Raw genomic sequence first — 20,828 nt, 5'->3', positions numbered from 1 at the left:
CTGCGACATATTCGGTCAAGGGGCGGTAACTTTACGTTTATCGCAACGGCCAAGGCTGTCAGAATTCCCGTTCATTTCCATTGACCCGAGCCGCCTATGCAACTGAAAACCGCCCTGCTCTTCGCCACCCCCTGCGACGACGAGGAAGACAACATGGCGACCCTGTGCTGCCACAGCGACAAGGGCCAGATGTTCCTGCTGACCCGCTACCCGGACGAAGACACCGTCGACCTCACACTGGACGACGAGCCTTCGACGCTGGATGGGCTGAAGGTGACCCTGAGCGCGCAGCGGCTGCTGATCGAGGTGGCGCCGGGGGATCGCGATGCGCTCAAAGGAGATGAGTCGCTGGAAATCATCCTCACGTCTGCCGGCAGCGACCTGGAGGAAGTGGCGCTGACCTTGCGCAATATCCTCGACGGGACCGGGACGTTCGTGTCCGACATCTGAAGCCGCTCCCACAGCGTGGACTGCCTCCAGAACATTGACAGGCCACTATCGATACAGGCATTGTCTGACAACCTGACCAATAAGAAACCACTGTCCATGCTCGAGCTTCAGCGCCCCGACACCCTCGTCGAACGGGTCGTCAGCGCCATCCGCGGCGAAATCGATGCCGGCCGCCTGGCCGCCGAATCGCGCCTGCCCACCGAACAGCAACTGGCCGAACAGCTGAACGTCAGCCGCTCGGTGGTGCGCGAAGCCGTGGCGCAGCTCAAGGCCGACGGCGTGCTGATCGCCCGCCGCGGGCTCGGCTCGTACATCTCGCAGACACCCAGCGGCACCGTGTTCCGCTTCCCCGGCAGCCAGGGGCGCACGCCGGACCTGGTGCAGATGTTCGAGATGCGCCTGTGGATCGAGACCCAGGCCGCTGCCATCGCCGCCCGCCGCCGCGACGACGATGACCTCGCGCGCATGGCCGCCGCCCTGCAGACCATGGAAGACCCACGCAACGACTTCGCCACCGCCTCGGCCGCCGACGTGGCCTTCCACCGCGCCATCGCCGAAGCCAGCAAGAACGACTACTTCGTCGCCTTCCACGATTTCCTCGGCGGCCAGCTGGCCGCCGCGCGCCGTACTGCCTGGGAAAACTCCGCCACCCCATCGGTGGGGGGGGCGGCCGATGCCCTGCGCGAGCACCGGGTACTGTACCTGGCCATCGCCGACGGCGACCGGCTGGCGGCTGCGGCCTGCGCCGAAGCCCACCTGCGCGCCTCGGCCAAACGCCTGAAACTCGACCTCCCCGCCCTCGACTGACCCCGGAGAACCGCATCGCGACCTGGCGAGGTTTTCACGCGTACTAGTTAGTCTGACAACCTGATAAGCAGATCCACCGACAAGAACACCAAGGTAAACCTGCATGACCTACGACTACTGCATCATCGGCGGCGGCATCGTCGGCCTCGCCACCGCCATGGCCCTGCTCGAGCAACGCCCCGGCGCCTCGCTGCTGCTCCTTGAGAAAGAGGCCAGCCTCGGCCGCCACCAGACCGGCCACAACAGCGGCGTGATCCACGCCGGTATCTACTACGCCCCCGGCAGCCTCAAGGCCAACCTGTGCAAGCGCGGCGCCCAGGCCACCAAGGACTTCTGCAACGAGCACGACATCGCCTTCGAGGTATGCGGCAAGCTGCTGGTGGCTTCCAACGATCTGGAAGTGCAGCGCATGCAGGCGCTGTATGAGCGTTCGCAGCAGAATGGCTTGAAGGTCGAGCGCCTGGATGCCGGCGCACTGCGCGAGCGGGAGCCGAACATCGTCGGCAAGGGCGCGCTGTTCCTCGATGCCACCGGCATCGTCGATTACAAACAGGTGTGCGACGCCATGGCCAAGGTGATCCAGCGGGCCGGTGGCGAGCTGCGCCTGTCCACCACGGTGCGCGCCATCCAGGAGCATGCCGACCACGTAGCCGTCACCAGCGACAGCCATACCTGGCGCGCCCGCCAGCTAGTGGCCTGCGCCGGTTTGCAGTCCGACCGCCTGGCGCGCCTGGCCGGGGTCAGGATCGACCACCAGATCATCCCCTTCCGTGGCGAGTACTACCGCCTGCCGGCGAGCAAGAACCAGATCGTCAACCACCTGATCTACCCGATTCCCGACCCGGAGCTGCCGTTCCTCGGCGTGCACCTGACACGGATGATCGACGGCAGCGTCACCGTCGGCCCCAACGCGGTGCTGGGTTTCGGCCGGGAGAACTACCGAAAGTTCTCGGTGAACTGGCGCGATGTCGCCGAGTACGTGCGCTTCCCCGGTTTCTGGAAAACCCTGTGGAACAACCTGGGCTCCGGCACCACCGAGATGAAGAACTCGCTGTTCAAGCGCGGCTACCTGGAGCAGTGCCGCAAGTACTGCCCGTCGCTCGAGGTCGAGGACCTGCTGCCCTGCGAGGCCGGCATCCGCGCCCAGGCGGTGCTGCGCGACGGCGCCCTGGTGCACGATTTCCTGTTCGCCGAGACCCCGCGCATGGTCCATGTCTGCAATGCCCCATCGCCGGCCGCCACCTCGGCCATCCCCATCGGCCAAATGATCGCCGAGAAGATCCTCAAGGCCCGCTGAACATCCGCTGCACCCACAACTACAAAGACAATAAGGAAAACTACGATGTCGGTACACGAGGCGGCCCTGGCCGCGACCGAAACGCCCGAACAACAACGCAAGCGCCTGCGCAAGGTGGCGGCGGCGACCATCTTCGGCTCGATGCTGGAGTGGTACGACTTCTACCTCTACGCCACCATGGCAGCGATCGTCTTCTCGAAGATCTTCTTCGACCCGAGCAACCCGGCGGTGGCCTCGCTGCTGGCGTTCTCCACCTTCGCCATCGGCTTCATCGCCCGCCCCTTCGGCGGCGTGCTGTTCGGCTACCTGGGCGACCGTTTCGGGCGCAAGCAAGTACTGGTGATCACCTTCTGCATGATGGGCGTGTGCACCGCGCTGATCGGGTTGATCCCGGGTTACGCCACCATTGGCATCTGGGCGCCGATCCTGCTGGTGGTCATCCGCATCATCCAGGGCCTGGGCGCCGGCGCCGAACTGTCCGGCGCGGCGGTGACCTCCTACGAGCACGCCAGCGAAGGCAAGCGCGGCAGCCAGGGTGCCTGGCCGGCGCTGGGGCTGAACCTGGGCCTGCTGCTGTCGTCGCTGACCGTGTACCTGCTGACCATGAACGGCAACGAGTTCCTGCTCGCCGGTGGCTGGCGCATCCCGTTCATCGCCAGCATCGTCCTGGTGGCCGTGGGGCTGTGGGTGCGCAAGAGCATTCCCGAGACCCCGGACTTCAAGGAGCTGGACAAGGCCGACGACACGCCGCAGGTGTCGCCGCTCAAGCTGCTGTTCAGGAACGACCTCAAGGGCCTGGCCGTGGTGTTCTTCGTGGCCGTGGGCTATAACGCCCTGAGCTACATCTTCAAGACCTTCTCGTTGGCGTACCTGACCCAGTTCAAGGGCGTCGAGGCCCATGTCACCTCACTGTCGGTGACCCTGGCCAGCCTGGTGGCGATCTTCGCCGTGCCGTTCTTCGGCTGGCTGTGCGACAGGTGGAGCAGCAAGACCGTGTTGATGCTGGGCGGGGTGTTGTCGGCGCTGTTCGCGTTCCCGTTCCTGCAACTGCTGTCGACCGGCGAGCCGACGCTGATCTACGTGGCCATCGCCGTGGGCACCGGGATCCTGGCGCCGATGATGTTCGCCCCGCAGGGGTCGTTCCTCAGCCGGCAGTTCCCGACCCAGACACGTTCGTCCGGCTTCGGCACCGGGCGCGAGATCGGCACAGCCGTGGCCGGCGGCCTGGCGCCGCTGGGTGGTCTGGCACTGGTGGCCGGCTCGGCGACCCACTCCACCGATGGCGTGGCGTTGATCCTGGCGGTGGCCGGGGTGCTGGTGGTGGTGTTCGCGTGCTTTGACCAAGGGTGGCGGCATTCGAAGGCGAAGAACTGAGCCCCCGTTACAGACTCTCCGCTCCTACAGCAACGGCACAGTCCCTGTAGGAGCGGCTTCAGCCGCGATCACCCGCGAAGCGGGTGTCAGGCACCGCGCCGCTTGCATCGCGGCTGAAGCCGCTCCTACACAGGCCAGCTGCCCCCTCAGCATTCCCACACCCACCTCAGGGTTTCCCCCATGGCCGCACCGCCCCTGCCTTAGTATCATTTCGCCCTCACGGACCACCCGGGACCTCAACGTCCCCCGCCTAGGAAGGCCCTTTCACTTTGTCTGCTACACCCGCCGTTCCCGCGCCCAGCGAGCGCGAAATCCAGATCGCCATCGCTCCCCTCGACACTCTCCTCAGCGAAGACCTCGGCGCCGCCGCCGCTTCCGTCGACCACTGGCTGCGGGAAATCAGCTACGGCCTGGTCGACCTGCAACTGCTGCGCCAGGCCGCCGAAAGTGTGCCGCTGATGGCCAACGCCCTGTCCTGCATGGACGCGCTGATCGACATCCTCGAACTGGTCGAAAACCCTTCCCCCGACCCGCTGCTGTGGGTCAGCCTGGGCATCAACCTGATCGGTATCGTCCCCTATCCGCCTGGCCTATCCCGGGCCCGCACGGTGCTGCGCCCGGTGCTGCAGCTGACCCGCCAGACCCTGCGCCGCCGCCCCGGCGCGCACATCGGCGCGGTGATCCTGGAGATCATCGACGGCCACCTGCACGCCAATATCCGCGGTGCCCTGGAGCATTACGTGCGCGAGGCCCTGGCTCAGCTGCCGGCCATGCTCAGTGCCGCTGCCGACACCGCACGCCTGTTGTTTACTTCCTTGGCCAAGACCCTTGCCGCCGCCGCCCGTGGCAAGCTGGATGCCGCCAGCAGCCACCGCCTGGCCCGCGCGCAGATGGCCCAGGTGGCGCTGTACGACTCAGCCTTGGAGACCGACGCCTGGCGCCTGGCCCTGTCGGCCCTGGCCAACGCCACCGAGGGCAGCCTCAAGGACGGTTACAACAGCGTCGCCCGCCACTTCAAGGGCGAGCTGGACACTCTGCTCGGGCCACTGATCCGCACCCTCGAAGACCTGGCCAAGGTCGTGCCCCGGCGCCTGGAAGCGCTGGGCAGCGCTGGTATGGAAAACAGCATCGCCTGGCTGCTGACCCGCCTGCTCGAGACCGTGCTGGCCAACCCGCGCCGCCCGGGCATGGCCGTCGCCATCCGCCCCGGCGTTACTCATCAGGCCCGGCATGTTCATGCGGAAGGGCCGACCGAGGTGGTACGCAGCCAGGTCCGCGCCAACAAGCAGCCCAAGCCCGAGAAGAACGGCCCCTGCGCCTGCACCGGCTTCAGCATCGGCCATGTGCTCGGTGACGAGACGCTGGCCCACCAGGATTTCGCGCTGTCCGGGCCGTTCCCGGTCAACTGGACGCGGGTGTACAACTCGCGGCTGGCCAAGCTGGACGACGGCAGCCTCGGCGCCCGCTGGATCACCGAGTTCACCACCTGCCTCGATGTCGTGGACAAGGGCGTGGTGTTCCACGACAGCGACGGCCGCAGCCACGACTACCCGCTGCCCAAGGTCGGTAAGCCGCACTATGACCCGATCGAGTACCTCAGCCTGGTAGCACGTAACGCTGGAGATCCGCGCCGGTACAATGTCGCAATGCGAGAGATGCTTGCATATGCAAAGTGTCAGAAAATGCTGACAAAGTGAGAATGCGAAATGACAATGACTTTTAATTTTGATCACTGGCGCACACGATTGCACACATGTGAAAAATTCGAAAACGAGGGGGATGATGAGAAATTCCTGACTCTGCTAAGTGAAGCCGAAGAGCATATGAGCTACGAAGTAGCATTAGCGCTTCTTCAGACATTCTCTGACGCCGATGACTTCGGCATTCAGGAACGCACCCGAAATATACTTGAGGCAGCTGATCGCCGCATCTTCTACCCGGCTTTAATCGCAGCGCTTGATGGCATAATCAAACGAGCCCCAAATAAAGAATGGGCAACAACCTTAGTCGGCATTGAACTTGATTACGGCGACTTTGAACTACTACTTGAATATATAAAAAAATCACCAGACAACGAAAGAAAAATTGCAACTTCATTTATAAAATCGAAAGAATTTTCGTCTGAATACCCGGGCATCCTAAAGCATTTGACTAATTTGTAGTCAAGCTCAAATTAATTTTTTGGGAGGCGTTTTTTCTGGCTAGTTTCCTGTCTCGGAAATAAGCTGTTCACTTTTGGTGGCGCCTTGGCCGAACACCAAAGCCACTCGCCAAAAGATAACGCATTTCGAGACAGGACACTAGATGATGAAGCTCAAAACACTCGAATCCGTGCTTGCAGACATCGACAACCAACCGTGGGACTTCGCGCTTTACATGCCTCATGGAGCCCCTTGGAACAAGGATACACTTTGTGCCGCACTTGATCCCGATGACTTCGAAAACGAGCCGAACCCTGACAGGCCAAAATTCGCACTGGACAATGACCTGTATTATGCGCTCGGCATCGATATCATACAAAGCATTATCGAAAATGCCAAAGCACAACGACCACGGGCGAACGCTTTCGAATTAGCAGATGCATTTGTTTACTACTATGACAATGATACTTACATAGACTTATTCCAAAGCAATAAAGGATAACAAGATTTCACATCATATGCGCCGAACGAAGAGCAATCCTCGCTCGGCGCTTTTAGTCCAACAACCCTCCAAAAAACCACTATGAAATCGATTTGGGTTCTCACTGGATTAGAAAGCCTATTTCCATCAATAGTATTTTTCGCGCTAGCCGATGCAGAGAAACGGATAAAAACAACTCTCTGACTGGAGTACTAACCGAGTATCCCGCCGGGGAGTGGTGGGGCCTGGGCAGGCCCTTTCGCCAGTAAGGCTGGCTCCTACAGGTGAATCGCAGCCCCCTCTTAGGAGCCGGCTTGCCGGCGAACAGGGCCAGCCAGGGCCTAGTGCAGTACCTGCGGCTGCGCCGACATCTGCACCTGGATCAACGCCGATTCAAGCAACACGCGCAGCGATTCGACTTCGTGGATCGACACCATCATCAGGATCGTGGCCGGTGACCTGGGCTAGGGCGTGCACGGCCTGATAGGCCATGGTTGTTCGCCTTGTTTGTACGACGCGATATTTCGGCAGGCAACCATGGCCTGACAGGTGCGGCACGTTGCAACAGACTTAGGAGCGGATTCATCCGCGATGCGCCGCGCGGGCGGCGCACGATCTGAAGGGCGCTGCAAGGCTCTCGCCGAACACCCGCCAACCACTGCGCCCCTCCCAGACCACCCCCTCCCCTGCTTTACACGATTTTTGCAAACCTCCATTGGTCCCCGCCCCCCCGGATGGATTAAAGTATCAGCCCTTGCCCGGCAGTCGCTTCCACCCGTTTGCGCCGGCTCATTCCCAGGAACCGTCGACGATGGAACACCGTGAGGCGCTGATCGCGCTGCGCACCTTTCTCTCTTCCCAGATCCTCGGCCAGGAGAAACTGGTCGAGCGCCTGCTGATCGTGCTCCTGGCCGACGGCCACATGCTGGTCGAAGGCGCACCGGGCCTGGCCAAGACCAAGGCCATCAAAGAGCTCGCCGAGGGTATCGAGGCGCAGTTCCATCGCATCCAGTTCACCCCCGACCTGCTGCCCGCCGACATCACCGGCACCGAAATCTACCGCCCGGAAACCGGCAGCTTCGTGTTCCAGCAGGGGCCGATCTTCCACAACCTGGTGCTGGCCGACGAAATCAACCGTGCCCCCGCCAAAGTGCAGTCGGCGCTGCTCGAGGCCATGGCCGAGCGCCAGGTCAGCGTCGGGCGCAGCACCTACGAGCTGTCGCCGCTGTTCCTGGTGATGGCCACGCAGAACCCAATCGAGCAGGAAGGCACCTACCCGCTGCCCGAGGCCCAGCTCGACCGTTTCCTCATGCACGTGAAAATCGGCTTCCCTGACGCCGCAGTGGAACGGCGCATCCTCCTGCAAGCGCGGGGCGAGGCACTGGGTGGCGAGGTGAAGCCGGAGCGTCGGGTCAGCCAGCAGGCGATCTTCGCCGCGCGTAAGGAGATCCTCGGCCTGTACATGGCCGATGCGGTGGAGGAATACCTGGTGCAACTGGTGATGGCCACCCGCACCCCGGCCAAGTTCGACAGCGAACTGGCCGACTGGATCGCCTACGGCGCCAGCCCGCGCGGTTCGATCGCCCTGGATCGCTGCGCGCGCGCCCACGCCTGGCTGGCCGGGCGCGACTTCGTCAGCCCCGAGGATATCCAGGCGGTGCTGTTCGACGTGCTGCGCCACCGCATCATCCTCTCGTTCGAGGCCGAGGCCGCAGGGGTCGACCAGGACCGGGTGGTCCAGCGCATCCTCGACGTCGTGGCCGTCGCCTGACCGACATGCCCATCACACACCTGGCCGAGCACGGCATCCGCATCGGCCTGTCCGAGCTGATCGACATGCGTCACCGCGTGCGCGAGATCCAGCTGTTCTCCCGCCCCGGCCAGCGCAGCCCGCTGGTGGGCCTGCACCACTCCAAGCTGCGCGGGCGCGGGGTGGACTTCGACCAGGTGCGGGTCTACCAGGCCGGCGACGATGTGCGCAACATCGACTGGCGCGTCACCGCGCGCACCCAGGAACCCCACACCAAGCTATTCCACGAAGAACGCGAGCGGCCGATCTTCATCATGGTCGAGCAGAGCCAGCGGCTGTTCTTCGGTTCGGGGCTGCTGTTCAAGTCGGTGCTCGCGGCCCAGGCCGCAGCGCTGTTCGGCTGGGCCGCGCTGGGCCACAACGATCGCATCGGCGGCCTGGTGTTCGGCGACAACGAGCACCACGAGGTCAAGCCGCGGCGCAGCAAGCAGAGCCTGCTGCAGTTGCTCAACCGCCTGGCCAAGGTCAACCAGGGGCTGCACACCGAAGCGGTGCCGCACCCCGACAGCCTCGGCCTGGCCCTGCGCCGGGCGCGGGAGGTGCTGCGCCCGGGCAGCCTGGCCATCGTCATCTGCGATGAGCGCGCCCTCAGTGCCAGCGTCGAGCAGCACCTGGCGATGCTGTCGCGCCATTGCGACGTGCTGCTGATGCCGGTCAGCGACCCGCTCGACCACGCCCTGCCCGCCGCCGGCCTGCTGCGCTTCGCCCAGCGCAGCGCGCAACTGGAACTCGACACCCTGGACGCCAACCTGCGCCAGGCCTACCGTCAGCAGGCAGAGGCGCGCATCGAGCGCTGGGAGCTGCTGGCGCAGAAGCTGCGCGTGGTGCTGATGCCGCTGAGCACCCAGAGCGAGATGATCGAGCAACTGCGCGAGTACCTGAACGCCCAGCGCCCGGGGAACACCAAATGAGCCCGCTGGATCAGTTGCAACCGCTGGTCGCTCCGCCCGCCATCGGCCTCTGGCCCCCGGCGCCCGGCTGGTGGCTGCTGCTCGCCCTGCTGCCGCTGCTGGCGTGGGGAGCATGGCGCCTGCGCCGCTGGCGCCCAGGCAAGCGCAAAATGGTGCGGGCCGAGCAACCGCTGGACCCGCTGCGCATCGAAGCCCTCGCCGAGCTGGCGCGCCTGCCGCGCCCCTACGACGGCGCCCCGGCCGGCGCCTGGTTGCAGCAGATCAACGCCCTGCTCAAGCGCCTGTGCCGCATCCACTACCCCGGCGCCAACAGCCATACGCTGAACGGCCGCCAGTGGCTGGCGTTTCTCGACAACCGCTGCCCGGCTGCCGGCCTGACCCGTTGGATGGTACTGGTCGAAGGCGCCTACAAACCCGAGTGCAAGCTCGACGACAAGGCCATCGCCGGGCTCGCCCAGGCGGTCGAAACCTGGATCCGCAAGCATGTTTGAACTGGCCTGGCCGTGGATCTTCGCGCTGCTGCCGCTACCCTGGCTGATGCGCCTGCTGCTGCCGGCCGCCGACAGCGGCGAACCGGTGCTCAAGGTGGGCTTCCTCGACGAGCTCGAAGGCTTGGCCGGGCGCCGCGCGCGCCTGAACCTGCCGACCTGGCGCCAGCAGGCGCCGTTCGCACTGATCTGGTTGCTCCTGCTGCTGGCCGCCGCCCGCCCGCAATGGCTGGGCGACCCGGTGCCGGTGTCGGCCAGCGGCCGCGACCTGCTGGTGGCGGTGGATGTGTCCGGCTCCATGGACTTCCCCGACATGCAGTGGCAGGGCGACGAAATCAGCCGCCTGGACCTGGTCAAGGCGCTGATGGGCGACTTCCTGCAGGACCGCCAGGGCGACCGGGTCGGGCTGATCCTGTTCGGCAGCCAGGCCTACCTGCAGGCGCCGCTGACCTTCGACCGGCGCACCGTACGCACCTTCCTCGACGAGGCGCAGATCGGCATCGCCGGCAAGAACACCGCCATCGGCGACGCCATTGGCCTGGCGGTCAAGCGCCTGCGCCAGCGCCCGGCGCAGAGCCGGGTGCTGATCCTGATCACCGACGGCGCCAACAACGGCGGGCAGATCCACCCGTTGACCGCCGCGCGCCTGGCCGCCCAGGAAGGCGTGCGCATCTACACCATCGGCATCGGCGCCAACCCCGAGGCCAGCGGCACCCCCGGCCTGCTCGGGCTGAACCCGAGCCTCGACCTGGACGAAGCCTCGCTCAAGGAGATCGCCGGCATCACCCACGGCACCTACTTCCGCGCCCATGACGGCGCCGAGCTCAACGCCATCGGCGACACCCTCGACCAGCTGGAACCGGTGGCTCAGCAGCCCACCCAGGCGCGTACCGCCACCGAACTGTACGCCTGGCCCCTGGGGCTGGCACTGCTGCTCAGCGTGCTGCTGGTGGTGGCGGTGCAATGGCCCGACAACCTGCTGCTGCGCCAGTTGCGCAAACCCAGCTTCCTGCAGCCCCACCCGGAATGGCGCCAGCGCCTGAAGCGCCTGCGCCTGAGGAGGCGGCGATGATCGACCTCTGGCCGCAATGGCTGCGCCCGCTGTGGCTGCTGGTGCTCCCGCTGCTCGGCTGGCTGCTGTTCAAGCTCTGGCACCGGCGCAAACGCGCCGGGCGCTGGCAGATGATCCTGCCGCCGCAATTTCACGCCGTGTTGCTCGGCGGCGGCAGCGGCAGCACCAGCAAGCTGCCGTGGATCGCCCTGGGCCTGGCTTGGCTGCTGATCGTGTTGGCCCTGCTCGGACCAAGCTGGCAGCGCCTGGAAGAAACCCGCCAGCGCCCGGCCGACCCGCTGGTGATCCTGCTCGAACTGACCCCGCAGATGCTTGCCGAGGACAGCGCGCCCAACCGCCTGGAGCAGGCCCGGCGCAAGATCCTCGACCTGCTCGAGCACCGCCAGGACAGCCAGACCGCGCTGATCGTCTACGCCGGCTCCGCCCACACCCTGGTGCCACTGTCCGACGACCTGAGCACCACGCGCAACCTGCTGGAGGCGATCGACCCTTCGATCATGCCGCAGCCCGGCCAACGCGCCGAGCTGGCCGTGCAGAAGGGCCTGGCGCTGCTGGCCCAGAGCGGCCTGGGCCAGGGCCGGCTGCTGCTGGTCGGCTCCTCCCTGAGCAACCCCGAGCGCGAAGGCATCCTCCAGGTCCTCGGGCGCCAAGGCCCGAGCCTGCTGATGCTTGGCGTGGGCAGCGCCGAAGGTGCGCCGGTACGCCAGGCCAACGGCGAATACCTCAAGGATGACCAGGGCGGCATCCTCCTGCCGCGCCTGGACAGCGCCTCGCTCAAGGGCTTCATCAACGGTACCGGCGGGCGCTATCGCCACGCGCGCATCGACGACCTCGACCTGCGCGGCCTGGGCCTGTTCGACAACCCGCGGCTGCTGCGCAACGACGGCCAGACCGTGCAACTGGACAGCTGGGCCGACCAGGGCTATTGGCTGCTCCTGCCACTGTTGCTGCTCGCCGCCTGCGCCGGCCGCCGCGGCTGGCTGTTCTGCCTGCCGCTGTTGCTGGCCCTGCCGCAACCAAGCCAGGCGTTCGAGTTCAACGACCTGTGGCTGCGCCCCGACCAACAGGGCCAGCACCTGCTGCAGCGCCAGCAACCCGCCGAGGCCGCCCGTCATTTCGAGGATTCGCAATGGCGCGGCATGGCCCTGTACCAGGCGGGTGACTTCGAGGGCGCCGCCGCCGCGTTCGCCCAGGGCAACACAGCCGCCGCCCACTACAATCGAGGCAATGCCCTCGCCCGCGCCGGTGAACTCGAAGCGGCGCTGGACGCCTACGAACAGGCGCTCGAACGCCAGCCCGACTTCAAGCCGGCCCTGGATAACCAGGCGCTGGTCCAGCAACTGTTGCAGCAACAACAAGCCAAAGCCGAGGAACAACCGGCCAACACCGATGATCAAGGCCCCCCGGACGCCGACAGCGAAGGCAACAGCAGTTCCATCAGCAGCCCGGCACAGGGCACGCCGGGCAGCGACGAGCAAGCCCAGCAGTCCGGTGAGAACAACAGCAACACCCAGGCGTCCCCCGCCACGGCCGGTGGCGACGACGACAGCATCACGCAGCCGCCCCAACGGCCGCAGTCCAGCACCCTCGACGCCGAACAGCGCCAGGCCCTGGAACAATGGCTGCGGGAGATCCCCGACAACCCGGCGGAGCTGCTGCGGCGCAAATTCTGGTACGAACAGCAATTGCATCAGGAAACCACACGATGAGTCGCTTCGGCGTCCTTCTCGCAAGCCTGCTCTGGAGCCTCCTGGCCCAGGCCGCCCCCATGTTGCAAGCCAGCGTCGATCGCTCGCGCCTGGAGGCCGGCGAAACCTTCGAGCTGACCCTCGAAAGCCAGGACGTCACCCAGTTCGGCAAACCCGACCTGCACGCCCTGGACGCCGACTTCGAGGTGCGCGGCACTCGCCAGCTCAACAGCCTGCACAGCCTCGACGGCGAGACCCGCGCCAGCACGCGCTGGATCATTACCCTGTTGCCAAGACGCAGCGGCAGCCTACGCATTCCTGAACTGCAACTAGGCCAGTCGTACAGCCAGCCCATCGACCTACAGGTGCAGCAGGCCGACAGCCAGCGCCCGGATGTGGCCTCGCAGGTATTCGTCGAAGCGACCCTGGACAGCGACACCGTCTACGTCCAGGCCCAGGCCGTGCTGACCCTGCGCATCTACCATTCGGTGGCGCTGTACGACGACAGCAGCCTCAGCCCGTTGCAGCTGGACAACGCCAAGGTCGAGCCACTGGGCGAGTCGCGCACCTACGAGAAAGAAATCAACGGCGTGCGCCACGGCGTCATCGAAACCCGCTACGCGATCTACCCGCAGCAAAGCGGCATCGTCGAGATCCCGCCACTGAGCTTCACCGCTACCGCGGCCGACAACGGCGAGCAGCCGGCCGGTACGCCGCGGGTGGGGCGCCAGGTCCAGGTCAGCTCGCTGCCGATGCATCTGACGGTCAAGCCGATCCCCGCCAGCTACCCAAGCGACCGCCCCTGGCTACCGGCGCGCAGCCTGACCCTGGAAGAGCACTGGAACCCGGACCCGGCCAGCCAACCCACGCAGATCGGCGACTCGCTGACCCGCAACATCACCCTGCGCGCCGAGGGGCTGTCGAGCACGCAACTGCCACCGCTGCCGGCCACCGAGACCGTCGGCCTGCGCCGCTACCCGGACCAGCCGCTGCTGCGCAACGAAATCGACGAACGCGGCATGGTCGCCAATCGCGAGGAGCGCGAGGCCCTGGTCCCGACTCACAGTGGTCAGCTGGCCCTGCCGGCGCTGGAAGTCACCTGGTGGAACACCCGCGAGGACCACCTGGAGCACAGCAGCCTGCCGGCACGCACCCTGGAGGTGCAGGACAACCCGGCGCTGAGCGCCGACACGCCGGTCAGCGACAGCAGTGGTCGCACGGCCCTGCTTTGGCCGTGGCAGCTGGCCACGCTGGTCCTGGCCCTGACCACCCTGCTCGGCTTTGCCCTGTGGTGGCGGGCCCGCTCGCAACCGGCGGTGCTGCGTGCCGCGCAGGCCGGCCCCAGCCCGCGCACCCTGCTCGACGACCTCAAGCGCGCCTGCCAGGCCAACGACCCCCAGGCCACGCGCCAGGCCCTGGACGCCTGGGCGCGCCAGCAGCCGCAAACCCTGGCCGAGATGGCGGCGCGGTTCGTGCCGTTGTCGGATGCGCTGGATGGTTTGAACGGGGCGTTGTACAGCGAGAGCGGCCAGTATTGGCACGGGGATGAACTGTGGCGGGCGATCGGGACCATTCCGCCCGCCGAGCAGGTACAGGCACCGTCGGCAGAGAGCGGCAACCTGCCACCGCTGTATCCGAAGTAGGCCGTGTGACCTGCCCCGGCCTCGTCATTGGCTGCCGACGACGCGGCCGGGACGCGAGCGACCCGACGGTATTACTTCTCGAACGGGTTCCAACCTTGCAGGCCTTTCACCTCTTTGAGGTAGTAGGCATAGTTGGTCACTGTGGCCCACAGCGCCGCCAGGCCGCAGTTCACGCCCGTGTCCACGGCCCGGGGCAATTCTGTCCCGGTAAACCCTTCATAGAAGCCCAGCACCAGGCCCACGGCCAGAGAGATCCCCAGCAGCGCCAGGTTTTTCTTCCACAGGCCGAGGACGAACAGGTAGATCGGGCCGAAGAAGAACGCGATAAAGTTCATGTTGATCAGCAGGCGCTTGCCCATCGGCAAGGCCTTGAACGCCGCCTTGAACGTTGGGCTCAGCGGGCCGCCGTGCTGGGCGAAGAAGGCGAAGCGCTCCTGCCACTTCGGCTTGTAGCGGGTCAGGTCGGCTTGGGTCTGGGGAATACTTTCCATAATCGTTCCTTAAGGACTTTCAGTAGGGCTATCAGCCGAGTACCGCGTGGCGGCAGCGTCCCTGCCGCCATTCACGTGGAAGATGAAGCGCTTTTCCGTCGCCCACGCGCAGGCCTCGAACGACAAGGTCCGGGACGGCAATGGCGAATTGGCGGAAGGAAGGGACTGCGAGGGCTTCATAAAACATCCTTGTTTCAAAATATTTAAACACTCGGGTAAAAACCGGACAAGCCAAGCGTGGGGAGACCGATCCAAAGGCGCGAGTTGGGTTACCATAGCCGCCCTTCCGAGAGCCCATTCAGGCCGCCCGACTCGACAACCTACAGGTCACCCATGCGTCTGTTTCACACCTCCGACTGGCACCTGGGCCAGAGCCTGCACGGCCAGGAACGCGACTTCGAACACGCCTGCTTCCTCGACTGGCTGCTCGGCCAACTGCGCCTGCGCCAGCCCGACGCGCTGCTGATCGCCGGCGACATCTTCGACACCGTCAACCCGCCGGTCAAAGCCCAGGAACGGCTGTACGACTTCATCGTCCAGGCCCATGAGCAACAGCCCAAGCTGGATATCGTGATGATTGCCGGCAACCATGACTCCGGCTCGCGCATCGAGCTGCCCGCGCCGCTGATGCGGCGCCTGCGCACCCACGCCCTGGGCCGGGTGCACTGGCTCGACGATGGCCAGCTGGACACCGAACGCCTGCTGATCCCGCTGACCAACGCCCGCGGCAAGGTCGGCGCCTGGTGCCTGGCCCTGCCGTTCCTGCGCCCCGCCGAAGTCACCGGTCCCGCGTTGGGTGATGATTACCTGCAAGGCATCACCCAGGTGCACGAACAACTGATCGCCGCCGCTCAGGCGAAACGTAAGAAGGACCAGGCGTTGGTCGCCATCAGCCACGCGCATATGGCCGGCGGCAGCATCTCGGAAGACTCCGAGCGCAGCCTGATCATCGGCAACGCCGAAGCCCTGCCGGCACGCCTGTTCGACAAGGCCATCAGCTATGTCGCCCTCGGCCACCTGCACAAGCCGCAGCGGGTCAACCGCGAGGAGCGCATCCGCTACAGCGGCGCGCCGATCCCGCTGTCGTTCGCCGAGATCAACTATCCGCACCAGGTGCTCGAGGTGGAGCTGGACGGCAGCGAACTGGTCAGTGTCGAGGCCCGCCCGGTGCCTCGCGCCGTGGCGCTGCGACGGCTCGGCCCGGCCCCCTTGAGTGAACTGCTGGAACAACTGGCCGACCTGCCGGTGATCGACCTGCTCGAAGACCCTAACCGCCAGCCCTGGCTGGAGGTGCGCGTGCGCCTGGACGAGCCGCAACCAGACCTGCGCCAGCAGATCGAGGGCGCCCTGCAGGGCAAGGCCGTGCGCCTGGTGCGCATCAGCGCCGAATACGCCGGCAGCGGCCGTGATGAAGATGACCAGCAGGCCTTCGTCGAACTGGCCCAGATGACCCCGCAAGACCTGTTCGGCCGCGCCTGGGAGCAGGCCTACGGCAGCACCGCCGACGAACAGGCCCTGGCCGATTTCGCCGAACTGCTGCAAGACGTCCTGCACGAGGAGGAGCAGCCATGAAGATTCTCGCCATCCGCCTGAAGAACCTGGCATCGCTGGCCGGCCCGGTCGAAATCGACTTCACCGCCGAGCCCCTGGCCAGTGCCGGCCTGTTCGCCATCACCGGCCCTACCGGCGCCGGCAAAAGCACCCTGCTCGACGCCCTGTGCCTGGCGTTGTTCGGTACCGTGCCACGGCTCAATGACATCGCCCGGGAAGCCAAGGTGCCCGACGCCGATGGCGAAATCCTGACCGGCGATGTGCGCAACCTGCTGCGCCGAGGCACCGGCAGCGGCTTTGCCGAAGTCGACTTCGTCGGCATCGATGGCCGCTGCTACCGCGCCCGCTGGGAAGCCAACCGCGCCCGCGAGAAAGCCACCGGCAAGCTGCAGAACAGCCGCCAGAGCCTCTATGACCTGGACAGCGAACAGTTGCTGGGCAGCGGCAAGAACGAATACAAGCAACTGGTCGAGGCGCGCCTGGGCCTGAACTTCGAACAGTTCACCCGCGCGGTGATGCTGGCCCAGAGCGAGTTCGGCGCGTTCCTCAAAGCGGATGACAAGGAACGCAGCGAACTGCTGGAAAAGCTCACCAACACTGCGATCTACACCCGCCTCGGCCAACGCGCATTCAGCAAGGCCCGGGAATCCGGCGAAGTGCATAACGACCTGAAGAAGCAGGCCGAGCACCTGCTACCAATGGAAGGTGAAGCCCGCGCCACCCTCGACCAGCAGCTGGAGCAATCCCTGCAACAGTTCAAGGCTGACCAGGCACGCCAGCGCCAGCTGGAGCAACAACGTACCTGGCTCGACGAGCAGCGCCGCTTGCAGGCCCAGCACACCGAGGCCGGCGACGCGCTGCTGGCCGCCGAACACAACTGGCAGCAGCTGGCCGAACAGCGCCTGGACCTGCAACGCCTGGAGCGCCTGGCCCCGCAGCGTCACCAGTTCCACCGCCAACAGGCCCTCGCCGCGCAACTGGCGCCCCTGCTGACGGCGATCGATCAGCAGCAGCACCAGCAAGCCGAACTGCAGGCCCGCGCCAGCGAGCTGGAGCAGGCACTGCAATCGGCCCGCCAGGCCCTGGCCCAACACCAGGCCCAGCACGGCGAAAACGCCCCGCGCCTGCGCCAAGCCTTTACCGCCCAGGGCGACCTGGCTCGCCTCGACAAGGAGCTGGCCGAGCAACGTGATGCCTGTCAGCACGCCGAACAGGCCGTGGGTGAAAGCCAGCAACACCTGCAACAGCTTGAAGGGAATCAGCTGCGCAGCCAGCAGCAACTGGCGCAGATCGACGCCGCCCTCGCCGCAAGCCAACACCTGGGTAGCCTCGCCGACGCCTGGCAGGCCTACCTGCCGCAGTTGAAGCAGGTGATGCTGATCGGCGGACGCCTGACCAAAGGCCGTGAAGAACTGCCCGGCCTGCAAGCGCTGGCCAGCCAGGCCAACGCCCAGTTGCAAACCCAGCGCGACGCGTTCGAACTGCTGTTCCATGAAGCCGGGGCCGAGCCCCAGGCGCTGGCCGAGCAGATCGACCTGCTCGGTGGCATGCTCCAGGAAAACCGCAAGCAGCAACGTACCGTCGAGGAAGTCGCGCGCCTGCACGGGCGCGAACTGGAACTACGCCAAGGCATCGCCGCGTTGCGTGAGCGCCAGCAGCAAGCCATGCAGCAGCGCCAGCAACTGATCACCGAAGGCACCACCGCCAAGGCCGAACTGGAAGCGGCCGAACAGGCCCTGACCCTCACCCGCCAGTTGCTGGAGCGCCAACGCCTGGCACGCAACACCAGCGTCGAGGAACTGCGCGCCCAATTGCGCGATGGCGAACCGTGCCCGGTCTGCGGCAGCGCCGAGCACCCGTTCCACCAGCCCGAAGCCTTGTTGCACAGCCTTGGCCGCCATGATCAGGCCGAAGAGGACGCCGCGCAGACGCGCGTTGAACAGTTGGGCGCCACGCTGGTGGAGCTACGCACCCAGCTGGGCGTGATCAACGCCCAGCTCAAGGACTACCAGCAGCAACAGGTCCAGTTCGCCGAACAACTGCAACCCGTGGTCGAGCAGGTCCAGGCCCACGCCCTGTGGCCCGCCCTCGCCCCGCAGGATGACAAGGCCCGCAGCGCCTGGCTCGATGGCCAGTTGCGTCGCCTGGACGAAGAGATCAGCCGCGACGAGAAACGCCAGGGTGCCTTGCTCGCCCTGCAAAAGGACGCGGCGCGCCTCAACCAGCAGTTGCAGGCAGCCAGTGACGCCCAGCAGCAAGCACAGCGCCACCTCGAGCAGCAGCACCAGGCCCTGGCCAGCGACGAGCAGCAGCTCGAGCAAGGGCTTAACGACCTCGCCAGCGTGCTACCCCAGGACATCCTCCAGGCCCTGCGCGACGACCCGGCCAATGCTTTCCTCGGCCTGGACCAGCAGATCGCCCTGCGCCGGCAACAGCTCGACCAGCGCAAGGACGAGCAGGAAGAACAGCAGGCTCGCCAGGGCCAGCTGGACAAGCTGCGCGATCAGCAGCAGAACCGTCAGCACAGCCTGCAACAGCTGCAACACAAGCTCACAGCCCTGGGCGAACAGCACCAGCAGGCACGCACCACGCTGGGCGAGCTGCTTGGCGAGCAACCCACTGCCGAAGCCTGGCAGCAGCACATGGACACGCAGCTGGAGCAGGCCCGTGCCGTCGAAGCAGACACCGCGCAGCGCCTCCAGGCGCTGCGCACCCAGGCCCTGGAATTGGCCGGTGAATTGAAGGCCAACCACCAGCGCCAGCAAGCACTGGAGCAAGAGCACCAGCACCTGCAGGGTGAGATCGCCCAATGGCGCAGCGAGCACCCCGAGCTCGACGACGCAGGCCTCGATCGCCTGCTGGCCATCGACGACGCTCAACTGGGCGAGCTGCGCCAGCGCTTGCAAGCCGCGGAAAAAGCCATCGAGCAAGGCCGTGTGCTGTTGCAGGAACGTGAACAACGCCTGCAGCAGCACGCCACCCAAGCACAGGCCGACATGCCGGTTGAAACGCTGGAGCAGACGTTCGCCGAGCTCCAGCAGCAACTGGCGGCCCAGGAACAACACTGCGCCGAACTGCGCGCCCGGCAGGCCGACGACCAACGCCGACAACAAGCGCACCAGGCTCTTACCGAGCAGATCGACCAGGCCTATCGCCACTGGCAACGCTGGGCACGCCTGAACGCACTGATCGGCTCAGCCTCGGGCGATGTGTTCCGCAAGATCGCTCAGGGCTACAACCTCGACCTGCTGCTGCACCACGCCAACAGCCAGCTGCGCCAGCTGGCGAAACGTTATCGCCTCAAGCGCGGCGGCAGCGCCCTGGGCCTGCTGGTACTGGACACCGAAATGGGCGACGAGCTGCGCTCGGTGCACTCGCTGTCGGGCGGTGAAACCTTCCTGGTCTCGCTCGCCCTGGCCCTGGGCCTGGCGTCGATGGCTTCCAGCACCCTGCGCATCGAGTCGCTGTTCATCGACGAAGGCTTCGGCAGCCTCGACCCCGAGTCGCTGCAACTGGCCATGGACGCTCTCGACGGCTTGCAGGCCCAGGGGCGTAAAGTGGCGGTGATCTCCCACGTACAGGAGATGCACGAGCGCATCCCGGTGCAGATCCAGGTGCGCCGCCAGGGCAACGGCCTGAGCGACGTGGAAGTGTGCGGGTGATCCTCTACTCGTTTCGCCGCTGCCCCTGGGCCATGCGTGCGCGCCTGGCCCTGCGCTATGCCGGGTGCAATGTGCAGGTCCATGAAGTGAAGATGAAAGAGAAGCCCCCCGAACTGCTGGCGCTGTCGCCCAAGGGCACAGTGCCGGTGCTCGACACCGGGGATGGCGTGCTGGAGGAAAGCCTGGACATCATGCGCTGGGCACTCGACCAGCACGACCCGGAGGACTGGCGCCTGCAGGCCGATCCTGCGGCGGCGCGCCAGGCCGATACCCTGATCGCACGCAACGACAGCACGTTCAAGGCGCAGGTGAACTTGTACAAATATGCCGAGCGCTACCCCGAACACACACGGGCGCATTACCGGCAGCAGGCTGAACCGTGGCTGGCGGAGCTCGAGGCGCTGCTCAATGGTCGATCGTACCTGTTCGCCGACCACCCAAGCCTGGCCGATGCCGCCTTGTTGCCCTTGGTGCGCCAGTTTGCCGGGGTCGAACCCGAGTGGTTCGCCGAGGCGGCTTATCCGCGGCTGCGGAGCTGGTTGCAGGGCTGGCTGGCGTCGGCGCTGTTCAAGGCCGTGATGGCCAAGTGAGACAGCTTGCTGCTCAAAGCGCCAGGATGGGCGCGGACATCAACAACAGCACTACCGCCGTGATACGCCACATCATGATCTGCCCCTTTGGCGAGTCAAAAATACAGCGTCAAATTAAATCACATGGCTTTGTGCTATTACCAATGCCTTTACACATTCAATTGGAGTGTTTGCTCAGGGCGGCGTGGAAGTGCGCGCTCTGTTGCAGGTACTTCTGGGTGTAGCTGTGGGTGCTCGACACCTTGCCACTCGACTCCACCTGGGCGTGGGCTGGCAATACGACAGAAGCGGAAATGGCGGAGGCGGCAATGACCGGGAAGAGATTGAAGTTCATGGGGCGGTCCTCGACATCAGGTGGTTTGACAGTGGCCC

18 protein-coding genes are annotated in these 20,828 nt (G+C 65.6%); 16 read left to right on the top strand and 2 right to left on the bottom strand.

Annotated features, from left to right (window positions below; genetic code table 11):
* The first annotated feature begins 96 nt into the window (after positions 1 to 96).
* The 13 genes from IM733_RS02225 (at position 97) to IM733_RS02165 (ending at position 14,162) form a co-directional block, all read left to right on the top strand.
* A complete protein-coding gene (locus tag IM733_RS02225) occupies positions 97 to 450 on the top strand; it encodes a hypothetical protein (RefSeq protein WP_248919350.1) in 354 nt (117 codons plus the stop codon).
* Positions 451 to 546: 96 nt separating this feature from the next.
* A complete protein-coding gene (locus IM733_RS02220; RefSeq protein ID WP_248919349.1) occupies positions 547 to 1,257 on the top strand; it encodes a FadR/GntR family transcriptional regulator in 711 nt (236 codons plus the stop codon).
* A gap of 103 nt (positions 1,258 to 1,360) precedes the next feature.
* Positions 1,361 to 2,554, top strand: coding sequence for an L-2-hydroxyglutarate oxidase (gene lhgO, locus IM733_RS02215; protein ID WP_248919348.1), 1,194 nt, complete (start codon positions 1,361 to 1,363; stop codon positions 2,552 to 2,554).
* A gap of 45 nt (positions 2,555 to 2,599) precedes the next feature.
* Positions 2,600 to 3,928, top strand: coding sequence for an MFS transporter (locus IM733_RS02210; protein WP_248919347.1), 1,329 nt, complete (start codon positions 2,600 to 2,602; stop codon positions 3,926 to 3,928).
* A 269-nt stretch (positions 3,929 to 4,197) separates the two neighbouring features.
* The gene (locus IM733_RS02205) at positions 4,198 to 5,625 is read left to right on the top strand and encodes a DUF6531 domain-containing protein (RefSeq protein ID WP_248919346.1); all 1,428 of its coding nucleotides are present in this window, start codon (positions 4,198 to 4,200) and stop codon (positions 5,623 to 5,625) included.
* A 9-nt stretch (positions 5,626 to 5,634) separates the two neighbouring features.
* Entirely contained in the window at positions 5,635 to 6,090 is a 456-nt protein-coding gene (locus IM733_RS02200) for a hypothetical protein (protein ID WP_248919345.1), read from the top strand.
* Positions 6,091 to 6,232: 142 nt separating this feature from the next.
* Positions 6,233 to 6,571: a DUF7716 domain-containing protein gene (locus tag IM733_RS02195; protein WP_248919344.1), complete on the top strand. Its 339-nt coding sequence runs from the start codon at positions 6,233 to 6,235 to the stop codon at positions 6,569 to 6,571.
* A gap of 790 nt (positions 6,572 to 7,361) precedes the next feature.
* The gene (locus tag IM733_RS02190; protein WP_011532987.1) at positions 7,362 to 8,321 is read left to right on the top strand and encodes an AAA family ATPase; all 960 of its coding nucleotides are present in this window, start codon (positions 7,362 to 7,364) and stop codon (positions 8,319 to 8,321) included.
* Positions 8,322 to 8,326: 5 nt separating this feature from the next.
* Positions 8,327 to 9,271 carry a DUF58 domain-containing protein gene (locus IM733_RS02185; protein ID WP_248919343.1) on the top strand — a complete coding sequence of 315 codons (945 nt, stop codon included), beginning with the start codon at positions 8,327 to 8,329 and terminating at the stop codon, positions 9,269 to 9,271.
* Positions 9,268 to 9,762 (top strand): DUF4381 domain-containing protein, encoded by a 495-nt coding sequence (locus IM733_RS02180; RefSeq protein WP_248919342.1) that lies wholly within the window; start codon positions 9,268 to 9,270, stop codon positions 9,760 to 9,762. The genes IM733_RS02185 and IM733_RS02180 overlap by 4 nt, the downstream gene beginning before the upstream one ends.
* Positions 9,755 to 10,831, top strand: coding sequence for a vWA domain-containing protein (locus IM733_RS02175; protein WP_248919341.1), 1,077 nt, complete (start codon positions 9,755 to 9,757; stop codon positions 10,829 to 10,831). The genes IM733_RS02180 and IM733_RS02175 overlap by 8 nt, the downstream gene beginning before the upstream one ends.
* Positions 10,828 to 12,540 carry a vWA domain-containing protein gene (locus IM733_RS02170; protein ID WP_248919340.1) on the top strand — a complete coding sequence of 571 codons (1,713 nt, stop codon included), beginning with the start codon at positions 10,828 to 10,830 and terminating at the stop codon, positions 12,538 to 12,540. Before IM733_RS02175 ends, IM733_RS02170 begins: the two co-directional genes overlap by 4 nt.
* The gene (locus tag IM733_RS02165; protein ID WP_248919339.1) at positions 12,537 to 14,162 is read left to right on the top strand and encodes a BatD family protein; all 1,626 of its coding nucleotides are present in this window, start codon (positions 12,537 to 12,539) and stop codon (positions 14,160 to 14,162) included. Before IM733_RS02170 ends, IM733_RS02165 begins: the two co-directional genes overlap by 4 nt.
* A 71-nt stretch (positions 14,163 to 14,233) precedes the next feature.
* On the opposite strand, the gene IM733_RS02160 is transcribed toward IM733_RS02165, so the two are convergent.
* Complete coding sequence (locus IM733_RS02160) at positions 14,234 to 14,653, bottom strand: DUF2628 domain-containing protein (RefSeq protein WP_248919338.1); 420 nt, start codon at positions 14,651 to 14,653, stop codon at positions 14,234 to 14,236.
* Between the two features lie 333 nt (positions 14,654 to 14,986).
* Between IM733_RS02160 and IM733_RS02155 the strand changes: the two genes are divergently transcribed.
* From IM733_RS02155 to IM733_RS02145, 3 genes are read left to right on the top strand one after another with little or no spacing between them, the layout of a single operon-like run.
* The gene (locus tag IM733_RS02155) at positions 14,987 to 16,225 is read left to right on the top strand and encodes an exonuclease SbcCD subunit D C-terminal domain-containing protein (RefSeq protein ID WP_248919337.1); all 1,239 of its coding nucleotides are present in this window, start codon (positions 14,987 to 14,989) and stop codon (positions 16,223 to 16,225) included.
* On the top strand, positions 16,222 to 19,866 hold the full coding sequence (locus IM733_RS02150; RefSeq protein WP_248919336.1) for an AAA family ATPase: 3,645 nt from the start codon (positions 16,222 to 16,224) through the stop codon (positions 19,864 to 19,866). The genes IM733_RS02155 and IM733_RS02150 overlap by 4 nt, the downstream gene beginning before the upstream one ends.
* The gene (locus IM733_RS02145; RefSeq protein ID WP_248919335.1) at positions 19,863 to 20,456 is read left to right on the top strand and encodes a glutathione S-transferase; all 594 of its coding nucleotides are present in this window, start codon (positions 19,863 to 19,865) and stop codon (positions 20,454 to 20,456) included. Before IM733_RS02150 ends, IM733_RS02145 begins: the two co-directional genes overlap by 4 nt.
* A 157-nt stretch (positions 20,457 to 20,613) precedes the next feature.
* Here the strand turns inward: IM733_RS02145 and IM733_RS02140 are convergent, their stop codons facing one another.
* Positions 20,614 to 20,790 carry a hypothetical protein gene (locus IM733_RS02140; RefSeq protein WP_248919334.1) on the bottom strand — a complete coding sequence of 59 codons (177 nt, stop codon included), beginning with the start codon at positions 20,788 to 20,790 and terminating at the stop codon, positions 20,614 to 20,616.
* Positions 20,791 to 20,828: the final 38 nt, after the last annotated feature.

Source organism: Pseudomonas entomophila, from assembly GCF_023277925.1.
GTDB lineage: Bacteria > Pseudomonadota > Gammaproteobacteria > Pseudomonadales > Pseudomonadaceae > Aquipseudomonas > Aquipseudomonas entomophila_D.
The sequence above is the reverse complement of the archived record's forward strand: the minus strand, read 5'-3'. Positions and strand labels throughout refer to the sequence as shown.